Genomic DNA, 23,296 nt, shown 5'->3' on the forward strand with positions numbered 1-23,296 from the left:
CCTTGGCTTTTTTAAGCAAACCATACATTTCCCTTTCCACACATCTTCTCCAGTTCCTGCTTTAATTCCAAACTAGGCTTTACATTATAATCATCTTTTAATATTACCGGTTTTCCCTGCCTCCGATACAGAATAACCCTGGCCTTACCCTTATTCTTCCTTAATAAGCCTATAAGCATGTCCTTTAAACCATTTTCATCCTGCACTCCCTCCGGCAGCCTTATATGCAGTTCATTGATATCAGAAGACAGCCTTTTTATCCGGTTAACTATCAGCTTGGGTTCCTCATCCTGATTATTGTAATAGCCTTCTATAACCAGAGGATAATCAGTACGCAGGTTATTTATGTTACTCCGGTAAGCAGAAGGAAACAAAAAGGCTTCCATACGCCCGGTCAAGTCCTCAACATTAAAGCGGGCATAATTTTCCCCCTTGCGGCTGGTGAGACGCCGCACCTCGGCTACCATACCGGCTACCTGCACATGTACTTCTTCCTCTTTCATTTTAAGCTCATCCAGGCTATGCGTGGCCAGTAGAGGTAAAACATTTCTATATTCCTCCAGAGGGTTGCGGGAAACATAAAAACCTAAAGCTTCCTTTTCCCGGCGCAAAAGCTCATCCCCACTTAATTCACCTACTTCCGGCAAGGAAGGCTCCTTAAATACCTCTTCGGTTTCTCCAAAAAGAGAAAGCTGATCACTATACTCGCTCTCCCTTATTTTAACTGCCAGTTCCATGTATTCTTCCATCACCATAAAAGCCTGTTTGCGGGTTATACCTAAGGAATCAAAACACCCGGCGGCAATAAGATTTTCCAACATCCTCTTGTTTATAACCCCCCAGTCTACCCGCCGGCAAAAATCAAAAAAGGAAGCAAAAGGCTTTTCCCGGCGCACTTCCACGATATTTTTGACCGCAGCCAGGCCTACATTTTTTATAGCTCCCAGCCCAAACCTTATTCCTTCTTTTACTACGGTAAAATTTTCAAAACTTTCGTTTATATCCGGCGGCAAAATTTTTATCCCCAGCCGGCGGCATTCCTTAATATAAAAAACTACTTTATCCTGGTTATCGATCACACTGGATAAAAAGGCACACATATATTCAGTCGGGTAATGGGCCTTAAGGTAAGCTGTTTGATAAGAAATCATGGCATATGCAGCAGAATGGCTCTTATTAAAACCATAGCCGGCAAAACTCTCCATAAGGTCAAAAATATGCCCGGCGACCTCAGCATCTACTCCATTTTGGCGAGCACCGTTTATAAACTTATCCCTCTGGGCTTTAAGCTCTTCCGGTTTTTTCTTACCCATAGCCCGGCGCAGCACATCAGCCTCTCCCAGGGTAAAACCTGCCAGCTCCTCGGCTACCCTCATCACCTGTTCCTGATAAAGCATAACCCCATAAGTTTCCTGGAGGATGCCCTCTAGAGCCGGGTGGGGATATTCTATCTTCTGCCTTCCATGTTTGCGGTTTATAAAATCTTCTACCATGCCGCTGCCTAAAGGTCCAGGGCGATAAAGAGCGATAACGGCAATTATATCTTCAAAACAACCCGGCTTAAGTTCAGTAAGTATCCTTCTTAAACCGTCACTTTCTAGCTGGAATACACCTATAGTATCTCCCCGGGATAAAAGCTTATAAACCTCAGGATCATCAAGAGGTATATTTTCCATCTGGATTTTTACCCCGTGTACTTTTTCGATGATATTAACCGCCCGTTCTATAACGGTGAGGGTTCTAAGCCCCAAAATATCCATTTTAAGAAGGCCGATATCTTCAACCGTTTCTTTGGCAAATTGCGTAACCACATGTCCTTCCGGTGTTTTCTGCAAAGGAAGGATAGAGGTGAGTTTTTCCCTGCCTATTACCACCCCGGCGGCATGTATAGAAGCATGGCGGGGCATTCCTTCCAAAGCCCGGGCAATATCTACTATGCGCCTGGTCGTGTAATCACTCGCATAAGCCTGCATAAGTTCAGGCGATACTTTAAGCGCCCGATCTATAGTTACTCCCAGCTCAGCAGGAACCATCTTGGCTATCCTGTCTACTTCACTATAAGGAACATTCAAGGCCCTTCCCACATCACGTATGGCCGCCCGGGCGGCCATAGTTCCAAAAGTTATAATCTGCGCCACCTTATCGGCACCATATTTATTGATAATATACTCAATAACCTTATCCCTTTTTTCAAAACAAAAATCGATATCAATATCAGGCATGCTTATCCGTTCTGGATTTAAAAACCGTTCAAAAAGCAGATCATATTTAATAGGATCTATGGTAGTAATCCCCAAAACATAAGAAACCAGGCTACCCGCTGCCGAACCTCTTCCTGGCCCTACCGGAATGCGGTTAGCCCGAGCCCAGTTGACCAGATCCTGCACGATCAAGAAATACGGGGCAAATCCCATCTCATTTATTATTTTAAGCTCATAACTAAGCCTGTTTTCCAATTCCCGGGAGGGATGCGGGAATTTCTCCTTAAACTTTTTCTCCACCAGCTCAGTCAGGTAAGATTCTTCAGTATAGCCAGCAGGAATCGTAAAATAAGGCAGGTGAAACTGTCCAAAATGGAAATCCAGATGGCATCTTTCGGCTATCAGCCAGGTATTTTCCAGAGCTTCGGGATAATCAGCAAACAAATCCCGCATTTCCTGCTCTGATTTTAAATAAAACTCACTATTGGGAAAGCGGAGTCTTTTTTCATCATCAATGGTAGAAGCTGTCTGAATACAGAGAAGAACATCATGTACCGGAGCATCTTTCCTGTCAATATAATGTACATCATTGGTAGCTACCAGGGGTATACCGGTAGCCTGGCTTATCCTTTTAAGTTCGCTGCATATATATTTTTCTTCCTTTAAACCATGATCCTGCAGTTCAAGATAAAAATTGCCCCGTCCAAAAAGTTCATCCATAAAAAGAGAGGTCTGAAGGGCCTTATCATATTGGCCTTTCAGTATAAGCTGAGGAATTTCTCCCGCCACACACCCCGAAAGGGCAATAAGCCCTTCGTGATGCTTTGCCAAAAGCTCCCTGTCCACCCGGGGCTTATAATAAAAACCTTCCAGATAAGCCTTGCTTACCAGCTCAATAAGGTTTTTATAGCCTTTATCATCCGCACAGAGCAGAACTAAATGGTACTGATCATCATCTAGCTTAACTTCCCGGTCAAAACGGCTGCGCGTAGCAACATAAACTTCACAGCCGATAACCGGCTTAATTCCTTGTTTTTTAGCCTCCCGATAAAAATCAATTACCCCGTAAAGAACTCCATGGTCGGTAATGGCCAAAGCCGGCATTTCAAGTTCACAGGCCCTTTTTACCAGCTCTTTAATGCGGCAGGCCCCATCCAAAAGGCTGTATTCCGTATGATTATGTAAATGTACAAAACCTCTCCTCATAGCCTCTCCTGTCCTATTCCACCTTAATATATATTAATTTATTATAGCAGAAAAAGAGAGCCGCTCGCTGACTCTCTTCCTAAACCTTTCATTCTTCTTTCTTTTTATGCCTCAACCGTTTGCTCATGATCCCTCCTATCCTTCCACAGGCTGCATTGCTTAAGGAATCCCAGCCTTCCCTTTCTATTTGTTCCCACAGGCCTAATTCTTTGGCTATCTCTATCTTGAGCAAATCCTTCTCGCTTAAAACCTTCTTCTTTTTATTCGGAATAAACAACACCTCCGCCTAAAGTTCTTCTTAATATATATATTCCCTTTAAGCAGAGGCTTTTTGCCTGCCAATTTAAGTAAGGTTATTCAAAAGCTGCTAAAGAAGTCTTTATAACTTCCATGCCGCTTACATAATAAGCAAGCCTTACCACTTCTTTTATTTCTTCTTCCGTAGCTCCTTTTTCCCGGGCTTTTTGCGCTAAAACCCTTACCCCTTCTGCTGCCCCCTTGGCTATATCTAGAGCAAGAACGATAAGGTACTTGGTTTTTTCATCCAGAGCCGAAGTAGCCATAGCCTTATCCAGAACTTCTTTTAGACATCTGTAAAATTCCTCATCATAAAGGCTGAATTTTTCTACAAACCAGGGTAATCTGTCCGGCATAAAAACTCATCTCCTTTCTTAATAAGAAAAAAATTAAAAAATTTTTAAATCATAAAAAGGAATTTTAAGGAAAATATAGAAAATAGTTGTTATTATCCTGATTATTAAGGAGGATGAATCATGTTTTTCACTTTTTTAAATAAGGAAAATCCCTGCTGCTTGGATTTTTCGATTTTCCAAAGCTACCCTCCCGCCAAGGTATTATTTTATTTCTATAATGCCGCCCTTAAGATACCGGTAGAATATTATCTAAAATTAAGCGAAGAAGCCCAGCCCACCTCCTGTCAAAAAGCCTGGCTCTCTTTTCTGGAAGATAACCTTAAAATAATCGAAGATATCGAAAACTTTGTTGCCAATGAATACCTGGAAAACCTGGGCCCTTATTATTATCCTTTTACCAATACCTGTTTTTATTTTATCAAAGGTAAGGAAGAAGAGAGGATTACTGCTGAAGATTTAAGTATACTGGAAAATCTCAGACAAAGCCCGGATATGGATAAAGAAATACACGACTATTACAAAGCACGCAAAAACAGCAAAAAGCCCTATAAAACCAAAGAAGAGCTTTTGAAAGATATAAATATGTGTATAGCCAGCCTTAAGGAAACGGAAATTTTAAACCGGCACATCAACTTTCTGCATAAGCTGCTGGAAAATAGATCAGGCATATTAGAACAGGAAGAAATAATGCCTTTTAAGCCTGATAATATCCCTTCCAAACCTCAAAAACCAGAAAAAACCGGGGTTAATAAAGAAAACCTTATCTTCTTTAATTTTAGCAAAAAAACTAAAGCCAAAAGCTCTGAAATCTATCACCAGGAGCGAAAAATATATTTTATCAGATACCGTGAATACGAAAAAGCCTGTGATCGCTATAAAGAAGTCCTTAAAGACTGGGAAAATATAAAGCAAGAATTCATAAATAAATGCGAGCAGGAAATCAGAGAAATCGAGCACCGACTTAAACAGGCACACCGGGCTTTAGATGTCTACAATACTATAATAGAAAGATCTTTTATCCACAGCAACTACCAGGAGGTAAAAACCTTAGAAGCTTTTAAGAATTATCTGGAAACCGGAAGAGCCATCAGTTTACAGGAATGCATGAACATCTATGAAGAAGAAAAATACTGGCAGGAAATAAGAGACAGCCAGTATCGTATCGAAAATACCATCTACTTTTTGCAGAACATCAATCTAGCAGAATACCGGGAAGAAGAAATCCTAAGCCAGCTGCGCAGTCTCGAAAATAAAGTAGAAAATAAACTCCTCCCTGGATAAATGCGAACAGGAAAAGGCAGGATTTTTTTATCTCCTGCCTCTTTAATCCTAAAACGCCATAAACTTCAGCCTGGCTATACTCTCTATTTCCCTGGCAATAATCAGGGCTACTGAGCGATAACATATATACCGCATATAATCAATTTCTTCTTCATTTTCTAATCCCTGCGGTTCATTTTGCAGGGGATCTATATACCTGTTTCTTAATTTCCAGGCGGCCAATAAATATCCAGTTAAAAGGTATATATCCTCCTTCTCCTTGCTATCACCACAGGCCAGCTCTATAAATAAAAACCAGGCAGCCAAAGCAATATTATCCGGAACTGTTCTTACATAAGGGTTATGGCAAAAGGAATGAAACATGCGGGGAAAAATATCTTCTAGATAGATCTTAAGCCCTTCTTTCTCATTTTCTACCATCTGTTTTATCCTTTGATACAGCTCGGCATAATCTTCCTTCTGGACTTTTTCTTTAAGATCTCTTTTTAGTCTGATACCCTCTTCCCCTATCCTTATACTGCTCAATACCAGATCTTCCAGAACGGCTGCATAAAGGAGCAAAGGATAAGCCCCGTTATCTATGATGCCTGACAGCTTCTTTTCCTGGTATAGCTGATATAAAATCTCTGCTTCCAGCAAGTTTTTAAACCACACCGCCTGCCGGGGATTACTTATAGCATAAGAAATGCCTGGAACTTCCTGTTCTACAATCTGTTTTATACCAGATAAGAGCTCTTCTTTGTCATCGGCTCCTATCTTATCTTTTAGAAGATACAGCTCTTCCTTTAGCTTCTGCCATCTCCGTTCTAAAAGCACATCATGCCAGGCCAGAGTAAGCATAATTTCTTCTGCCTTTTCCTGCAAAGATGATGACTGGTGATTTAATTCATTTAATCTCTTTAAAACCAGGGTGCTTTCATTTTTGCCGCTTTCTATAAGACGGGTTAGGTTATCATTTATTTCTTCCAGGATATTCATTATGCGCTGGGTAAGCTTTTGCATCTTCCCCACCAGATCAGCAGCGTAATCAGCCAGCTCGCCGGCCATTTCCTCCCGAAAAACTTTCACCCGGTTTTCCAGCGATTTCTGCAAAATCCCGGTAAACTGCTCTACCAGCTTGTAAACATCAAAATACTGAGTAATATCCTGGTCAGCAGGCTGGTCTTTAACCTGCTCTCTTAGCAGTTTATAAATATAATCATAGAAAATCTCTTTCTCATTATGCAGCCCATCTTGTAAGTTTTTAGCCTTATTTTGCAGAAACCGCTCCAGATCATCACTGTTCCTTACCGGCAAAATATCTAATTCGCCGGTTATGCTGGACAGCATGTCGACATTTTCTCCTAATTTATTTATAAGCTTATATCTCTCCTCATTCCCGGAGCGCACTATCTTTAAAACCGGCCTTATTTCATTTATGTGCTTTTCTACCTCCCGGGAAAAATCCTGCCCGGCCTGCCAGAACCAGCGCAGGTTTTCTTCAAACTCCTGGTGCATCTCATCCAGCAGAGGCTCTAAAACCTCTTTCACTTCCCGCGCAAAAGCTTCTTCACATAGAGGTTTTATTTCCCTTAAAAGATCCTGTACCTTATTTTCAACTTCCACCTCTCTGGCTTCTGCCTCCCGGTCATAAGCCAGAGTATGGATAAAAAATATGCCCATAATTCCTAGGCCTATAAATACCAAAAGGAGGGGATAAGAAAACCTCCCGGCCAGAGCCAAAAAGGTTAGCCCATTGATTAAGATCAAAAGCCAGAGCATAATCCATAAACTGCGGTTATGATACATGCTGTTTCTGAGCCTTGCTCCCAAATTCACCTCTATACCACCTCAAAATATATATCGCCTATACTTTAAAAAAACTTAAGGAAAATACCCCTGTAAGCCAAAAGGATATTAACCAGGGGGGAAAGATAATCAAAAGCCAAGAAAGCGAATATAAAAGCAAAACAGGTTTTAAAAACTTCAACTTTCACATAGCCTGAAACCTTTACCCCTATCTGGGCCCCTATAACCGTACCGGTTCCCATCAAAAGGGCTGCCCTTAAATCTACAAATCCATGTCCAAGCTTTATAATGCCTCCGGTTAAAGCAACCGGAAGCATAGCCAGAAGGGTGGTAGCCGCCGCTTCCTGAGGTTTTAAGCCCAACATCCACATCATGGCCGGCACCATAATAAAACCTCCTCCCAGCCCTAAAAGGCCGGTAAGGCTGCCGGTAATAATCCCCAGTAAAACCAGGTAATAAAAAGGCAGTTCCCTTACCCTATAATCTTCTCCATTAACTCCATTTTTAAAAGCATCATAAGCTTCTAAGGCCATTTTTACCGCCATAATAAAAAAAATAACGCCCAGCATGCTTTCTAATATGGCCAACCGGGAAGCCAGATAATATTTAAAAACATAAGACCCGGCCAGAACTCCAGTTATCCCTCCTAAGGCCACATATAAGCCGCTTTTTACCTTTACATTGCCGGCCCGATAGTGCCCAAGGGCTCCCGAAAAGGAAGTGAAAACAATAGCCAAAAGGGTGGTCCCTATAGCTACCGGAGTAGAAAGCCCCAAAAATATTTGCGAGGCAGGGAGCATGATTACTCCCCCGCCTAAACCTAAAACGGCCCCTATAATACCAGCCAAAATACCTAAAACTAAAACTACCAGCCCAGACACCTTTTCTTTCTCCCTCAGCAAAAAATATTTCCGGCCTCGATGCCGGAAAAAAGTTTTCATATCTAAATTATAATAAATATGGTATATAAAAGGTTACAAAAAAATAAATTGCTAAACCTTGACATTCTATATCCGCAAAAAGTTAGAAGTATTTTCTTTAAGACAGTCAAAAAAGAGAGAACGCCCATTTTCATTAGCTACCACCAGGGAACGTATAGAAAAAGCCCTTAAGGCATCATATACCGACAGAGTTCCTTCAGCTGAATCCTTGCGCCCGGTAAAAGGCAGTTCGTCCGGCCCTCTTCGGCACTGGCTGTTAAGATTAACCCTTGATACCTGATGTACCAAAATATCTATAAGGGGTATAGCACTTTCGGCCCGGCTGCTGAATATGCTGGCTTGCTGGCCGTAGTCAGAAGTAAAAAGATATTCTTTAAGCTCGCTTATATCCTTAAAAGAAGAAACTGGTATCACCGGCCCAAATTGTTCAACATGGTATAATTTCATATCCCGGGTAACCGGATAAAGAATCGTAGGATAATAAAGTTGCGCAAAGCTTTTTCCTCCATCCCGGTTTATTATGCGGGCTCCTTTCTGCAGAGCATCTTCCACCAATTCCCCTAACCATTCTATTTTGTTCTTCTCCGGCAGTGGGGTTATCACCACATCTTCTTCCCAGGGCATTCCGCATTTCATCTCCTCTACCCTGGCACACAGGAGTTCAAGAAACGGTTCAGCTATATCCTCCTCCACCCAGATATGCTTTAAAGCCGTACATCTCTGGCCGTTAAATTCCAGCGCCCCTCTGGCACATTCCCCTGCTGCTTTTTCTAAGTCGGCATCTTTTAATACCAAAGCCGGGTTTTTAGCTTCTAGTCCCAGTATAGTTCGCAAGCGATTAGGATGGGGATGCTGATTTATAATAAGCCTTGCTACCTGGGTGGAGCCAATAAAACCTAAAACCGATATTTCCCCCGATTTGATTATAGGCCCCACCACTTCTTCCCCTTCTCCATTTATAAAATTTATCACCCCTTCAGGAAAACACTGGGCAAAAGCAGGCATAAAAAGGCTTAAACAGAGAGCTCCATAACGCGGGGGCTTTACTATTACTGAATTTCCCATAATAAGAGCCGGAACAAGCATAGCAAATGTCTCATTTAAAGGGTAATTAAAAGGTCCCATACATAAAACTACCCCCAGAGGAGTCCTTCTGATTTGCGCCATAAAATTTTCGATACTAATTATCCTGCCGCTTTCGCGATCAAGTTCCCATAAAGTAGCCATCGTATCTTCAATATACCTCATCGTACGGTCAAACTCATCTAAACAGGCAGAATATGGTTTAGCTATCTCCCACATAGCAAGGAGGGCAAAATCTTCCCTTAAATCTCTTACCCTATCTAAAAAATCAGCCCAACATCTTATGCGCTCTTCCACCTTCATGCTCGCCCAGGCTCCAGTTCCTCCTTTATAGGCATCTAGAGCAGCTTTAAGGCAAAAGGCAGCTTTTTCCGCATTAAGCCGTGGATACTCTCCTAACTTTACCTGCTTTATATGACCATTTTCCTTTATTTTAACGGGAGAGTAAACTTCACTTCCCTCATCTCCGGTCAAAAGCTTTCCCTTGACCAAATACTGACGATTTAAAGAAAATTCTTTAATTCTGAACTTATCGGGAATATCTTTAAGTTCGGGATAAAATTTATCTGTATTCACGCTATCTCTCCTTTACTTCTAAGTAGTCTCTCTTATCTATTTTGGACTCCCTTTTCCATTTCATGCGTTTAAAATAAAACCAGCCTTGTCTTCTAAAATCTGTTAAAAACATGCAAATTGGTGTTTAAGCCGCCCACAAAAATTAAAAAGATGCAAATTTTCAAAACAGTATAAAACAAAAATATTTATTCAAAATCTCAAGATTATGGTTTATAATTTTGTTATAACCCATATATTCATACAGTAATAAACTTTTACAATTTAATTTACTGTATTATCTTTTATGTAGAGGCATGGGTTGGTTTTTACCTGAAAAAATCATACGAGGGGGGGAAAGGTGATGAAGGGTTATAAGGAAATTATAGCCAGCTATGCCAACGTTCCGGGGGGCATCATCGAAGCATATCATGCCATCCAGAAAGAATTCAGCTACCTGCCTGAAGAAGCAATCCTGGAAGCAGCTAAAGTATTCAACCTGCCTGTATCCGAAGCATACGGAGTAGCAACTTTCTATTCCATGTTCTCAGTAAAACCCAGAGGTAAAAATGTAATACGCATTTGTGAAAGTGCACCCTGTCACGTTGCAGGCGCCGCCGAAGTAGTAGCAGCACTGGAGAGGGAATTAGGCATCTGCATGGGAGAAAGCACTCAGGACGGTCTTTTTGCCCTTGAATTTACTGAGTGTGTAGGACAGTGTCAGGCTACTCCGGTAATCACTATTAACGGTAAACCTTATCTCAATGTAAGTCCTGCCAAAATACCGGAAATCCTTGCCGAATACAAATAACACCGGTTATCTATTCTGTCAAATCGCTACGAAGCTAATATCGTGAAGGGAGGGCAAAACATGGCCGAAGAAATGCGCATTGTCCTGCGCAACTACGGCAAAATCGACCCGCTTAAGATAGATGATTATATTGCTCAGGGCGGGTATAAAGCTTTAGAAAAAGCCCGTAGTATGGATAGGGAAACATTGATAGAAGAAGTTAAAAAATCCAAGCTCAGAGGACGTGGGGGAGCTGGATTTAACTGTGGTCAAAAATGGTCTTTTGCCTATCAGGCTCAGGCCGATCAAAAATATGTAGTATGTAATGCTGATGAAGGTGAACCTGGTACTTATAAAGATCGCCTTATTATGGAAAATGATCCCCATACCTTGATTGAAGGTATGGCTATTTGTGCTTATGCCATAGGTGCAACTAAAGGATATATCTACTGCCGCGGTGAATATCCGCATCTGGTCGGCATCTTAAATACAGCTATAAGCCAGGCTAAAGAAAAAGGATTCCTTAAGGATTTCGATATCGAAGTAAGAAGCGGTGCCGGCGCTTATGTATGCGGTGAAGAAACTGCCCTTATCGAATCTATCGAAGGTAAGAGGGGAGAACCTCGCTTTAAGCCTCCTTATCCGCCTTCTGAAGGTTTATGGGGCAAACCTACCATCGTAAACAATGTGGAAACCTTTGCTAATATCCCCGTTATTGTAGAAAAAGGTGCTGATTGGTATGCATCTATTGGCGTACCTTCTTATCCCGGAACTAAAGTATTTACCTTAACCGGCGATATCAATAACAAAACCTTCTTTGAAGTTCCCACCAACACTACTATCCGTGAACTGATCTATAAATACGGAGGCGGAATACCCGGCGGCAAGAAATTCAAAGCCGTCCAGATCGGAGGAACTTCAGGAGCATTTATTCCCGAAGAACTTCTGGATACCCCGGTTGCTTTTGACAACATGGCAGCTATCGGGGCTACCTTAGGTTCAGGTGCCGTTTTTGTGCTTGATGAAACCCGGGATATCGTCGATGTAGTTACCAGAATAGCCAAGTTCTTCGAACATGAATCCTGCGGCAAATGTGCACCCTGCCGTGAAGGTACTGCCAGAATGTATGAAATCATGAGCAAAATCAACAGCGGCAAAGGAACTACAAAAGATATTGAAACCATATCCAGACTTGGTCGGGTTATGTCATGTTCATGCCTGTGTGGGCTGGGTCAGGCTGCCCCCGCACCAGTACTTACTACTATTCAGCACTTTAAGGCCGACTACCATGCTAAATTAGTGTAGGAAAGAAGAGCAAAAGGAGTGAAACGAATGGGAATGGTTAACCTTACTATAGATGGAATTAAAGTCTCCGTTCCTAAAGGCTCAACCATCCTGCAGGCAGCTAAAGAAGTCGGTATTAAAATTCCTACTCTCTGCTATCATCCCGATCAGTCTGTAAAAGCAAACTGTAGGGTATGTGTATGTGAGGTGGAAGGAAACAGACTTCTGCAGGCAGCCTGTTCGATGCCGGTTACCGAAGGAATGGTAGTTAAAACCAGAAGCCCCAAAGTTATTGAGGCCAGAAAAACTATCCTGGAACTTATACTTTCCAACCATCCGCAGGAATGCTTAACCTGTGCCCGAAACCAGAACTGTGAATTGCAGGAACTGGCTGAAGAATACTCTATCCGCGAATACGCTTTTGAACACAAGGTCAGAGGGCTGGCCAAAGATACTTCTACCCCTTCTATTGTCAGAGATCCTGACAAGTGTATACTCTGCCGCCGCTGTATTGATGCGTGCAGCGTAACCCAGTCGGTATATGCCCTGGGAATAGAAAACAGAGGCCACCATGCTATGGTAGTTCCTTCCATGGGCAAGGACCTGATTGACAGCCCGTGCGTAATGTGCGGTCAGTGTATCCATGCCTGCCCGGTAGGAGCTATAACCGAAAGAGAACAGATCGACGAATTCCTGGCCGCAGTTGCTGATCCGGACAAGATAGTAGTAACCCAGATCGCACCAGCTGTTCGTCTGGCTATAGCTGAAGAAGTCGGCATGAAACCGGGTGAAATGCCGATGGATGTTTTCGTAGCTGGACTGCGCCAGATTGGATTTGACTATGTTCTGCACACCAACTTTACAGCCGACCTTACCATAATTGAAGAAGGTAATGAGCTCTTAAAACGGCTCAAAGAAGGCGGAGTTCTGCCTATGTTTACTTCCTGCAGCCCGGGATGGATTAACTTCTGTGAAACCTACTATCCGGATCTTTTAGACCATCTTTCGACCTGTAAGTCTCCACAGCAGATGTTTGGAGCTCTGGTAAAGACCTACTGGGCAGAAAAGATGGGCATCGATCCTGCTAAAATTTATTCTGTATCCATCATGCCGTGTACAGCTAAGAAATATGAAGCATCTCGTCCAGAAATGCAGGACAGCGGCTACCGCGATGTTGACCTGGTTCTCACCACCCGTGAGATCGGCAGGCTCTTTAGAATGAGCGGTATCGACTTTACCAAACTGGAAGGTTCCAGCTTCGATTCCTGGATGGGCAAATACACCGGTGCTGCTGTAATATTCGGAGCTACCGGTGGGGTTATGGAAGCTGCCCTGCGTACCGTCTATGAAGTAGTAACTGGTCAAGAGCTGAAAGATGTCAACTTTACTGCCGTACGCGGTATGGAAGGCATCAAAGAAGCGGAAGTCGACCTTAATGGTACCGTGGTAAAAGTTGCTGTTGCTCATGGCCTCAGCAATGCTAGAAAGCTCATGGATCAGGTAAGAGCCGGCGAATCTCCTTACCACTTCATCGAAATAATGGCATGTCCTGGCGGATGTATCGGTGGCGGCGGACAGCCTATAACCAAGTCCAATGCTCAGCGTCAGGTACGTATTGATGCCATCTATGTAGAAGATGAAAACTGTGAAATCCGTAAATCTCATGAAAACCCGGAAGTTAAAATACTTTATGATGAATTCCTGCATGAACCGCTGGGACATAAATCGCACGAACTCTTGCATACGCACTATCATCCGAAAAACAAAAAGTATTTATAAAAATCAAAACCGCCTTCAAGCTTCCTGATAAAGAGGCAGTCTGCTGATTTAAAGGGAAGAGCAGGAAAGGCTTTAACCCAAGTTTTAAAATATCCTGCTCCTTCCTTAAAGGAGCAGGATATTTTTTAAGCCAGGAAAGGAGCCTGTTATGGACAAAAGGTTAGGAGTAATAGGTATTGTCGTTGAAGACCGCAACTTGGCCGGTGAAGTAAACCGGATCATAAGCGAATATGCAGATATAATAATAGGCCGTATGGGTGTGCCTTATAAAGAAAAAGAAGTCTCGGTCATATCCCTTATTGTAGATGGAACTACCGACCAGATTGGAGCCTTAACGGGGAAATTGGGCAATATCCCCGGGGTTAATGTCAAAAGCGCCTTAACCCGGAATAAATAACAAGAAGTAAAAAAAGAAAATTATCGTCCCTGATAGCAAGGTAACTCTGAGTTAAAGGGGAGCTTAAAATAGATTTAAGCTGCTTGCTCTATCAGGGCAGGCAGTTTCTTTTTAAGGCCCCTTTTAGCAACCAGTAAACTAAAGGAGGTATATTTTATGATTATGAGCAAGGCGGAAATAGATCGCTGGGTCAGCCAGGTTATAAAGCCGGAACAGATTGAAAGGTACCTGGTAAATGGACATGATTTTATTGATGACAGTTTTATACAGGAAACCCTGCTTAAGAATAAAAACCCGGATAAGTCAAGGATCCGGGAAATAATCGCCAAATCGCTGGAACTGCAGAGATTAGAGCCGGAAGAAACAGCTGCCCTTTTAAACTGTGAAGATGAAGAACTATGGGAAGAGATGTATAAAGCAGGCGGGCAAATTAAAGAAAAAGTTTACGGCCGCCGCATAGTATTTTTTGCTCCCCTCTATATAAGCAATTACTGTGTTAACAGCTGCGTTTACTGCGGATTCCGCTCGGAAAACGACAAATCTATCCGCAAACAGCTGACTATGGAAGAAGTAGCCGCGGAAGTAAGAGCCTTAGTTTCCAAAGGGCATAAACGCCTCATCGTAGTCTTTGGCGAACATCCGCTTTCTGATGTCCATTTTATAGCTAAAACCCTGGAAACCGTATACAGCACCAAAGAAGGACGGGGAGAAATCAGACGCTGCAATGTAAATGCTGCCCCCATGTCGATAGAAGATTTAGAAATCCTGCGCGATGTAGGCATTGGAACCTTCCAGGTATTTCAGGAAACTTACCATCATGAAACTTACAAAAAACTTCATCCCCGGGGGATAAAAGCCAACTACGGCTGGCGGCTCTATGCCCTGCACCGGGCTATGGAAGCCGGAGTAGATGATGTAGGCATAGGGGCTCTTTTTGGCCTTTATGACCCTAAATTTGAGGTTATGGGGCTCCTCATGCACACCATCGACCTGGAAAAAAGGTTTGGCGGAGTAGGGCCTCATACTATATCTTTTCCTCGTCTGGAACCAGCTTCCAATACCCCATTTACCCGGAAAAGCAAATATCTGGTCGATGATAAAACCTTCAAAAAGCTGGTAACCGTAATCAGGCTTTCGGTTCCTTATACCGGTATGATTTTGACCGCCCGGGAAACCCCGGAAGTCAGAAGAGATATTATCCCGGTAGGAGTTACCCAAATAGATGCTGGCTCCAACATCGGCATAGGAGCCTACAGCACCGATACCGTCGACTATGACCGGCAGCAGTTTATATTAGGCGACAACCGCAGCCTGGATGAAGTCATAAGGGAAATGGCAGAAAGCGGACGCATAACCTCTTTCTGCACCGCCGATTATCGCTGTGGACGTACCGGCAATTACTTTATGGATATAGCTAAAAAAGGAAAAATCCATCACCTGTGTATGCCCAATGCCATACTGACATTTAAAGAATACCTTCTCGACTATGCCAGTGAAGAAACGAAAAAAGTCGGCGAAAAACTTATTCAAAAAGAGTTGGAAGCTCTTCCCAGCGAAGCTCTGCGCAATACCGTCAAAGAAATGCTAACCCGTATAGAAAAGGGAGAAAGAGACCTCTTCCTTTAAAAAAAGGATGGTGGATAAGAATGGACCTTTCCCGGCTGCTTGCCCAAAAGCACCTGTATAGCGAAGAAAGGCTGGTAGAGGAATGCCATACCCTCATAAGCCGGTTATATCCCGGACTTGCCGTCAGGTGGGCCAAAATTTACGGTAAACGCTGGGCTTTTATCAAAGGCAATCAGGAAGGGCTAAGCCTCCATGCGGAGAAATACCAGCTGAGTCCCCATATCGGCATAATACTTGACAATCCGGAGGCAATAAGCCCGGAAGATAAAAAAGAGCTGTTAGCTGCTCTTAAGGAGTGTTTTAATCATGGAACAGGATAAAATACTGGATTTTTTGAAAAGCGACAAAAGCGAAGATATGGACTATCTCTTTACAGAAGCTTTTTCTATTCGGCAAAAAACTATAGGCAACCGGGTATACCTGCGCGGTCTTATAGAATTTTCTAATTTTTGCACCCTGGACTGTTTATACTGCGGGGTTCGCCGAAGCAATCACAAGGTTATGCGTTATAAGCTGTCCCGGGAAGAAATAATCTCTCTGGCCTTGCTAGCTTACGAGCAAGGCTTTCAGTCATTAGCCCTGCAGTCTGGCGAAATAAGAAGCGACACTCATATCGACTGGCTGGCCGACCTGGTTTATGAAATAAAAAAGATGACCAGCCAGGGGCAAAATCCTGGCCTGGGTATAACTTTAAGTGTAGGCGAACTAGACTACTATCAGTATAAAAAGCTCTATGACGCCGGGGCTCACCGCTACCTTCTGCGCATCGAAACCTCCAATCCCCGCCTCTTTGCCCGTATCCACCCTCCCGGGCAAAGCTTTGAAAAAAGGCGGGAAGCCCTGTATGCGCTTAAAGAGATCGGCTACCAGGTGGGAACAGGTGTAATGATCGGACTTCCCTATCAGACCTATGAAGACCTCTTATCTGACCTGGAATTTTTTATAAAAATGGATATAGATATGCTGGGCATGGGGCCTTATATTCCTCACCCTGACACCCCTCTTTTTAAGGAAATTGAACACATAAAAATAGACCCTTATACTTCAAGCCTCAAAATGATAAGCTTAGCCCGTATACTAATGCCGGATATCAATATAGTCGCTTCTACTGCTCTGCAGACCATTCATCCGGAAGGCCTCAAAAACGGGCTTAAAGCCGGGGCTAATATAGTTATGCCGGTTCTAACCCCGGAAGAAAACCGCCTGCACTATACCTTGTATGCAGGCAAAAAATATACTCCTTTTAGCCAGCTCATAGCCGAAATAAAAAACAGCGGCTTTGAAGTAGGCCTATGGCAGTACGGAGATTCTCCCCACTTCTTCAAAAGGCAGAAAAGCCAGATTCAGGTTAAGGGAGGCTAAAAAATGCAGGAAACCCCAAGAGCTAACCGCTTGCATATAGCCATATTTGGACGCCGCAATGCCGGCAAATCAAGCCTTATAAATGCTATTACCGGGCAGGACATCGCCTTAGTTTCCGATAAAGCAGGGACTACTACTGATCCTGTTTATAAAGCTATGGAAATCCTGCCCTTAGGACCCTGTGTGCTTATTGATACCGCGGGAATCGATGATGAAGGAGAGCTGGGGGTTTTGCGCATCAAAAAAACCCGGGAAGTCCTTGATAAAACTGATTTAGCCCTTCTCGTCATAGACCCTCTGCAGGGAATAAGCACTTTTGAACTGGAGCTGGTAGAGGAATTTCGCCGGCGCAATATCCCCTTTATACCTGTAATAAATAAAATCGATCAGGCGACCCCTTCCCCTGCTGATATTGAAAAAGAGATAAAAGAAAAAGTCCATCTGGTAAGCGCTGTCAGCAAAGAAGGCATAGACCAGCTCAAAGAACTCATAGCCCTTAAAGCTCCTTCTGACTACCAGGAACCAGCCATCATAGGCGACCTTTTACAGCCCGGAGACATGTGCATACTGGTAACCCCCATCGACAGTGCCGCCCCCAAAGGCAGGCTTATCCTTCCTCAGGTGCAAACTATCCGGGATATACTGGATCACGATAGCCAGGCCCTGGTGGTGAAGGAAACCGAACTGGCAAAAGCTTTAGCCAGCCTGAAAAATCCTCCGCGCATCGTAATTACCGATTCCCAGGCCTTTAAGGAAGTAGAAAGGATACTCGACCCTTCTATCCCCCTTACATCTTTTTCCATACTCTATGCCCGTTATAAAGGAGACCTAAAAATCCTCCTTGCAGGGATAGAAAAGCTAAAAGAAATAAAGCCGGGGGATAAAATCCTCATCGCTGAAGCCTGTACCCATCACCGCCAGCAGGATGATATAGGTACGGTAAAAATACCCCGCCTCCTTGAAAAAATAGCCGGAGGCAAACTGGACCTCCACTGGAGCAGCGGCAGCGGATACCCGGAAAACTTGAGCTCATTTGAACTGATAATCCACTGCGGAGGTTGTATGCTAAACCGCAGACAGATGCTGAGTCGAATAAACAAAGCCCGAGAAAAAGGAGTACCTATCACCAATTACGGACTATTCCTGGCCTATGCCAACGGCATCTTAGAGCGGGCTTTAGCCCCTCTTGTGCATAAGTTATAAAAATAGATAAAAGCCTGCATGAAGCAGGCTTTTATCTATTTTCTCCACAGAATCTTACCGGTGAAATTAGGCCTGCGCTTTTCCACAAAAGCCCGGGTTCCTTCTTTAAAATCATCGGAGGCCCAGGCTAGAATCTGATTTAAGCTTTCTAATTCCGCCTGAGCATAAAAATCATTTTTAAGAGCTGCCCTTAAGAGCTTCTTATCCATCCACACCGTATAAAGCGGCTTCCTTATAAGCCTTTCTGCCCATTTTTCCGCTTCTGCCAGCACCTGATCTGCAGGCACCACTAAATTTACCAGGCCTAATTTTTCAGCTTCGGCACTGTCCATTATCTTGCCATACCATAAAATTTCCAGCGCCTTATGATACCCTACCTTCTGTACCAGGAAATAAGAAGCCCCACTATCCGGGGTAAAACCGATATTGATAAAATTAAAACCAAATTTAGCTGTATCAGCGGCGATAATAATATCACATGAAAACATAGCTGCAATACCTGCCCCGGCTACTGGTCCATTTACCGCCGCAATAACCGGCTTTTCAATCTCATATATAGCCTGTACCAGCCCGGTAGAAGCATCATAAGTAGCCTTCGCCTTTTGCGGGGTGTCCATAGCTGCCAGAATCGAAATATCTCCTCCTGCCGACCAGCCCGGCCCAGCTCCCGTTATAATCAACACCTGGATATCATCATTTTCCCTTACCGCTTTACAGGCTTCCGGCACTTCCGTAACCAGCTCATAATTAAAAGCATTAAGCGCTTCTGGCCGGTTAAAAGTCATAATTCCGATCCCATTTTCCTTTACTTCCAGCTTAACCGTTTTCCAATTATAGGCCATTCCCTTCTATCCCCCCAAATAAAAATATCCTGGAAAATACTATCATAAATATTATATCACTTGAATAAAAAATAAAAAACAAAAATATTTCGTAGGCAGGGATGGCTCTTAAAGGGAAACCCTGGGTAAGGTAAAATAATTTTATATTACCAAACCCTAGTTTAAAAACCAGAAAATATCAATCCCCTCCTAGTAAGGAGGGGAGTTATAAAGTACACAGCAAATTGTAAGCATAAAAAATGGTCGGGATGACAGGATTTGAACCTGCGACCTTCTGGTCCCGAACCAGACGCTCTACCAAACTGAGCCACATCCCGACACCTATTAACCAGCGCAAAATTTATTTTAACGCAAAAATCACATTATTGCAAGACCAAGTTTAAAAACCTTCTTCATTAGCCCTTATTTTCTGCCTCTAGCTGTTCTATTTTCTGTTAGCCAACTGCTTTATTATAGCCATCTCCAGCCTAAACCACTTTAACCGGAATGGTCGGCCATAAAAGCATGGATTTTATCATACAAAATGCGGGTGACTTTAGCATCCAGCTGGCCAAAAGACCTGTTTCTTAGTTCCTCCAAAGAAGCAGGAATAGCAACTGCCCTGGCATAGGAACGGTCAGTAGTCATGGCATTGAATATGCTGGCAACTGCCACTATGCGCGGATAAAGAGGTATATCACTCCCTAAAATCCCTTGCGGATATCCTGTTCCATCCAGTCTTTCATGATGCATTAAAACCCCCACTATAACGCGAGGTGGCATCCAGTCGGTTTTTAAAAGATTTTTCGCACCTAAAATAGGATGAGTCTTTACCAGAGCCCATTCTTCCGCATTCAACGGCCCCTTTTTCTTGAGCATTCCTTCCGGAAGCTGCAGTTCTCCTATATCATGTAGCAACCCGGTTAATCCCACTTCCCATATTTCATAAAGAGAGAGCCCCAGCCACTTTCCTAAAAGAATACTTAATATAGCCGTATTTAAAGCATGGTATTCATATTCATAATCTTTTTTGGCATTTTTAATCTGCAAATAATAACGCAGGCTGGCCTGTTCATCTTCTATTAAATAGCGGGCAAATAACATCACATCATCTTTTAGATTAGCCTGCATAAGCTTGTTATATTTACCTCTTAAAGCCGTACGCCGCACTTCATAAAGCAGCGTATCATATAGCCTTGCAAACTGGGCAAAATTATCAGTATGGGCTTTAAATTTCTCTATCTGCTCCAGGTCAGGTTTGCTATCACCATCTTTATTTGCAGGGTCTTCAACTTCAATATATACCATCTCAATCCCTTTCCGCAAAAGGCCTTCCTTCAGCTCGGCAATTAAAACCGTGCCGCTTTTTAAAAGCAGCCTTCCCTGACTGTCAAACACATCCTGGGCTAAACTCTCCCCTACCGGCAAATCATGCAGTGAAATACTCCTCTTCACTCCAACCCCCCCACCCATTTTCACTTTTTCCCTTATCCGTTTCGCTTTAAGTTTAGCAAATTTTCCATCTAATGTCTTACTTTATTATACATTTTATTTCATTTTTCGCATAAGGTTTTAAAAAAATAAGGTTGATAGTTTATAATAACCTATCAACCTCTAAACAAGCCTCCTTAGCATACATATCCTGTATTTCCGCTATCCTGGGTACTAATTCATGATATTTCTGGTGTACACTCCCCTCATCAGCCTGGGCCAGCAGTAAAACCTTATTTTCGCCAATTTCTAATCCTATATTATATATACCGCTTGCCACATCAGCCCCTACCAGGAGCCCTTCATACTCTTCCTTTACATAGCTGCTGTTTTGCAAGAACTCCTCTTTGCTTACAATTTTGCCCTGGCGGTAATCCACAAGCCTTCCTCCTTCATCTTTTTAACTGCTATTTTCCCTAAAAAACAAATCATTATGCATAAAACCTATACATCAACCAGAGGCAGATAGACTTCTACTCTCGTACCCTTGCACAATTTGCTCTCCAGCTTGATTTCGCCCCCATGTTCCTTTATTATTTTATAACTTATGGAAAGGCCAAGGCCTGTGCTGTTATCCTTGGTAGTAAAAAAAGGCTCCATTACCCGCTCCAGGTAAACTTCGTCGATCCCTTCACCTTCATCGGCAAAAACAATACAGGCAAAATTATCTTTCTTTCCTATCTCGATCCTTACAGTATCTCCGGGTGCGGAAGCCTCAAGAGCATTACATAAAATATTTCTTAAAGCCTGCTCCATCTGGTTTTGATCAACGCGAACCTTTAAGCCACTAAAATCATAACTTCTTATGAGATTTACATGACGGGTTAAAAATTCATCCCATAAAGAAACTAAAACCCTGTCTACTAAATAGCTTATCTCAGTTTCCTTCAGTTCAGTTATAATATCACGCGAAAGGCGCAAAAAATTCCTTATTATATCATCTACCCTGTCTATCTCTTCGATTATCATATTATAGTAGTCTGTATTCTGGGGATTTTCTAACGTGAGCATCTGCGCCAACCCCTTGATAGTAGTCATAGGATTGCGCATCTCATGGGCAATATTCACCGCTATATCTCCTATCAAGGTAAAACGCTGCAAGAGATCAAGCTTCTCCTTTTCTCTCCCTGCTTTTTCTCCATCATCTTTATTCCAGGCAAGCATTCTCGCCAGGGCCAGGGAAACATCGCTCATTATCCTGGCTATAATATGGTTGCTGCTCCTTTCCTCCTCTTTACGATAAGCCCATTTAAATATACCTATATTTTTATTAAGGCCGTATAAATGAACTTTCGCTGCATAATCATACCCCTCAGCCAATAATTCCCTATCATCAAAACAGGTGCTGTTTTTCAGGCTATATTCTCTGAACAAACCATAACCATATTCTTCGTCTATTTCCAGCTCACTCCGGTGCAGCACGGAAAAAAAATTCTTATTATTTCTCCGCGCATAAATATGAACCAAATTATCCCGGTATATATAAAAAGCAAAACTATAATCAGGCATTTCCTCGGCTAAACATTGCAAAATAGCAAAAAAAGCTTCTCTTATACCTTTACTCTCCGCAATAACCTTCAGTATGCGCTTTTCTATCCTATCTTTAATTATATCACTGTAATTAAACTCATTGCTCCTCAAGTCTACAGCAGGCAGGGAAATTATAACTGCCGGCTTGTCATTATAAGAAATAAAAGATAAATGCAAAATGCTCCTCAGCCTCTCTCCCCGGCAGGTAAATATATCTGCTTTCAGCTTAAATAACTCCTGTTCTTCCTGCTGGCACCTTTTAATTAAAGCCGCCACCCTGCCTCGATATTCAGGAGCCAGCCACTTCCAGCTGGCAGAACTTTGGAGTTCCTCTTCGGTATAGCCGGTAAGCCGGCAAAAACTCTTATTGGCAAAAATAACCCTGTGATCAGCAACCATGATGATAGGCTCATAAGCCAGATAGAGCAACCTGCGGTATTTTTCCTCTATATACCGCATCTTCTGCCGGTAACATTCCATATCCTGTATCTTACGCACATGTACCTGCAAAGCAAACTGTCCTTCGTAAATAGTTGAAAAATAGCTGACCTCACAGTCAACAGGCATTTTAAACTTGTTTACAAAACCATATACTAATCTTTCTCTCACTAAAATTTCATTATCCATTATCGTATGCAAATAATACTCCATACTTTTTCGGTTTTCTTCTTTTATAAAATCAAGAGGATGTAAATCATATATTTCCTGTAAACTATAACCAAAAATAGAGGCAAATCTTTCATTAACAGCCAGAAAGCCTTTTTTCCCTATTATGCAGATCCCCTCTAAAGCGTTTTCCAGAATGCTTTTATAACGCTGTTTTATAACCAGCAAAGCTTCTTTCACATCCTGGTATCCTTCTGCTTCGATTAAAAAAACTAAATAAATACCTTTATGCTCGTATAGGTCAATAAAGAAAGATATATTTTCTTCCTCTTTATTTTTAAGGTAAATAGCTCTATCTATAATCTCGTTCATACCGGCTCCAAAAAATCCCTCATCTAAATCTTGCTTTTCCACTAAAATACTTAAAAAATTCTCGTTTATAATATCCTGCCTTTTTTTATACCCCAGCAGCACATGGGCTCGGACATTTATGTCCAAAATATTTCCCGCTATATCACATAAAACAACAGGCACTCCTAAAAACTCGAGAAGACGCCGTCTCCTATATTCATCGCCATTAAGCCAAACCTCTATTATCTGCTGAGCCCTCCGCTTCAGATCCTGTTTAGTGCCTGTTTTCATCTTGCTCCCCCTCTCTCCACGCAAACATATTCTATCTATTTCGTAAATATCCTTGCTCCA

19 protein-coding genes and 1 tRNA gene are annotated in these 23,296 nt (G+C 42.6%); 9 read left to right on the forward strand and 11 right to left on the reverse strand.

Annotation, left to right across the window (positions count from 1 at the left end; translation table 11 throughout):
- Window positions 1–11: 11 nt before the first annotated feature.
- The 3 genes from BUB92_RS05305 to BUB92_RS05315 all read right to left on the reverse strand — a co-directional run bounded on the left by BUB92_RS05305 (window position 12) and on the right by BUB92_RS05315 (window position 4,060).
- Window positions 12–3,407: a DNA polymerase III subunit alpha gene (locus tag BUB92_RS05305; RefSeq protein WP_073091093.1), complete on the reverse strand. Its 3,396-nt coding sequence runs from the start codon at window positions 3,405–3,407 to the stop codon at window positions 12–14.
- 88 nt (window positions 3,408–3,495) lie between these two features.
- Complete coding sequence (locus tag BUB92_RS05310) at window positions 3,496–3,684, reverse strand: alpha/beta-type small acid-soluble spore protein (protein WP_242939007.1); 189 nt, start codon at window positions 3,682–3,684, stop codon at window positions 3,496–3,498.
- Between the two features lie 76 nt (window positions 3,685–3,760).
- Complete coding sequence (locus BUB92_RS05315) at window positions 3,761–4,060, reverse strand: carboxymuconolactone decarboxylase family protein (protein WP_073091096.1); 300 nt, start codon at window positions 4,058–4,060, stop codon at window positions 3,761–3,763.
- 120 nt (window positions 4,061–4,180) lie between these two features.
- On the opposite strand from BUB92_RS05315, the gene BUB92_RS05320 reads away from it, so the two are divergent.
- Complete coding sequence (locus BUB92_RS05320; RefSeq protein ID WP_073091099.1) at window positions 4,181–5,341, forward strand: ATP-binding protein; 1,161 nt, start codon at window positions 4,181–4,183, stop codon at window positions 5,339–5,341.
- Between the two features lie 48 nt (window positions 5,342–5,389).
- Here BUB92_RS05320 and BUB92_RS05325 read toward each other — a convergent pair whose 3' ends face one another.
- The 3 genes from BUB92_RS05325 to BUB92_RS05335 form a co-directional block, all read right to left on the reverse strand.
- On the reverse strand, window positions 5,390–7,159 hold the full coding sequence (locus BUB92_RS05325; RefSeq protein WP_073091102.1) for a hypothetical protein: 1,770 nt from the start codon (window positions 7,157–7,159) through the stop codon (window positions 5,390–5,392).
- A 35-nt stretch (window positions 7,160–7,194) separates the two neighbouring features.
- The gene (locus tag BUB92_RS05330; protein WP_073091105.1) at window positions 7,195–8,010 is read right to left on the reverse strand and encodes a sulfite exporter TauE/SafE family protein; all 816 of its coding nucleotides are present in this window, start codon (window positions 8,008–8,010) and stop codon (window positions 7,195–7,197) included.
- Window positions 8,011–8,136: 126 nt separating this feature from the next.
- Entirely contained in the window at window positions 8,137–9,729 is a 1,593-nt protein-coding gene (locus tag BUB92_RS05335; RefSeq protein ID WP_073091107.1) for an aldehyde dehydrogenase family protein, read from the reverse strand.
- 340 nt (window positions 9,730–10,069) lie between these two features.
- On the opposite strand from BUB92_RS05335, the gene BUB92_RS05340 reads away from it, so the two are divergent.
- From BUB92_RS05340 to hydF, 8 genes are all read left to right on the forward strand, one after another.
- Window positions 10,070–10,516 carry an NADH-quinone oxidoreductase subunit NuoE family protein gene (locus BUB92_RS05340; protein ID WP_073091109.1) on the forward strand — a complete coding sequence of 149 codons (447 nt, stop codon included), beginning with the start codon at window positions 10,070–10,072 and terminating at the stop codon, window positions 10,514–10,516.
- Between the two features lie 60 nt (window positions 10,517–10,576).
- Complete coding sequence (nuoF, locus tag BUB92_RS05345; protein WP_073091112.1) at window positions 10,577–11,800, forward strand: NADH-quinone oxidoreductase subunit NuoF; 1,224 nt, start codon at window positions 10,577–10,579, stop codon at window positions 11,798–11,800.
- Window positions 11,801–11,833: 33 nt separating this feature from the next.
- On the forward strand, window positions 11,834–13,558 hold the full coding sequence (locus BUB92_RS05350; RefSeq protein ID WP_143156874.1) for an NADH-dependent [FeFe] hydrogenase, group A6: 1,725 nt from the start codon (window positions 11,834–11,836) through the stop codon (window positions 13,556–13,558).
- Window positions 13,559–13,706: 148 nt separating this feature from the next.
- A complete protein-coding gene (locus BUB92_RS05355) occupies window positions 13,707–13,955 on the forward strand; it encodes a TM1266 family iron-only hydrogenase system putative regulator (protein ID WP_073091116.1) in 249 nt (82 codons plus the stop codon).
- Between the two features lie 156 nt (window positions 13,956–14,111).
- A complete protein-coding gene (hydG, locus tag BUB92_RS05360; RefSeq protein ID WP_143156873.1) occupies window positions 14,112–15,581 on the forward strand; it encodes a [FeFe] hydrogenase H-cluster radical SAM maturase HydG in 1,470 nt (489 codons plus the stop codon).
- Between the two features lie 20 nt (window positions 15,582–15,601).
- Window positions 15,602–15,901, forward strand: a complete 300-nt coding sequence (locus tag BUB92_RS05365) for a hypothetical protein (protein ID WP_073091119.1) — start codon at window positions 15,602–15,604, stop codon at window positions 15,899–15,901.
- The gene (gene hydE, locus BUB92_RS05370; RefSeq protein WP_073091121.1) at window positions 15,888–16,943 is read left to right on the forward strand and encodes a [FeFe] hydrogenase H-cluster radical SAM maturase HydE; all 1,056 of its coding nucleotides are present in this window, start codon (window positions 15,888–15,890) and stop codon (window positions 16,941–16,943) included. The genes BUB92_RS05365 and hydE overlap by 14 nt, the downstream gene beginning before the upstream one ends.
- Before the next feature lie 3 nt (window positions 16,944–16,946).
- On the forward strand, window positions 16,947–18,146 hold the full coding sequence (gene hydF, locus BUB92_RS05375; protein ID WP_073091124.1) for a [FeFe] hydrogenase H-cluster maturation GTPase HydF: 1,200 nt from the start codon (window positions 16,947–16,949) through the stop codon (window positions 18,144–18,146).
- 35 nt (window positions 18,147–18,181) lie between these two features.
- Here hydF and BUB92_RS05380 read toward each other — a convergent pair whose 3' ends face one another.
- From BUB92_RS05380 to BUB92_RS05400, 5 genes are all read right to left on the reverse strand, one after another.
- Window positions 18,182–18,988 (reverse strand): enoyl-CoA hydratase/isomerase family protein, encoded by an 807-nt coding sequence (locus BUB92_RS05380; protein WP_073091127.1) that lies wholly within the window; start codon window positions 18,986–18,988, stop codon window positions 18,182–18,184.
- Between the two features lie 240 nt (window positions 18,989–19,228).
- A tRNA-Pro gene (locus tag BUB92_RS05385) sits at window positions 19,229–19,305 on the reverse strand.
- 160 nt (window positions 19,306–19,465) lie between these two features.
- On the reverse strand, window positions 19,466–20,422 hold the full coding sequence (locus tag BUB92_RS05390; RefSeq protein WP_073091130.1) for an HD-GYP domain-containing protein: 957 nt from the start codon (window positions 20,420–20,422) through the stop codon (window positions 19,466–19,468).
- A gap of 139 nt (window positions 20,423–20,561) precedes the next feature.
- Window positions 20,562–20,837, reverse strand: coding sequence for a hypothetical protein (locus BUB92_RS05395; RefSeq protein ID WP_073091133.1), 276 nt, complete (start codon window positions 20,835–20,837; stop codon window positions 20,562–20,564).
- 65 nt (window positions 20,838–20,902) lie between these two features.
- Window positions 20,903–23,236, reverse strand: a complete 2,334-nt coding sequence (locus BUB92_RS05400) for a PAS domain S-box protein (RefSeq protein ID WP_073091136.1) — start codon at window positions 23,234–23,236, stop codon at window positions 20,903–20,905.
- Window positions 23,237–23,296: the final 60 nt, after the last annotated feature.

The sequence above is a fragment of the Thermosyntropha lipolytica DSM 11003 genome (assembly GCF_900129805.1).
Classification (GTDB): domain Bacteria; phylum Bacillota; class Syntrophomonadia; order Syntrophomonadales; family Syntrophomonadaceae; genus Thermosyntropha; species Thermosyntropha lipolytica.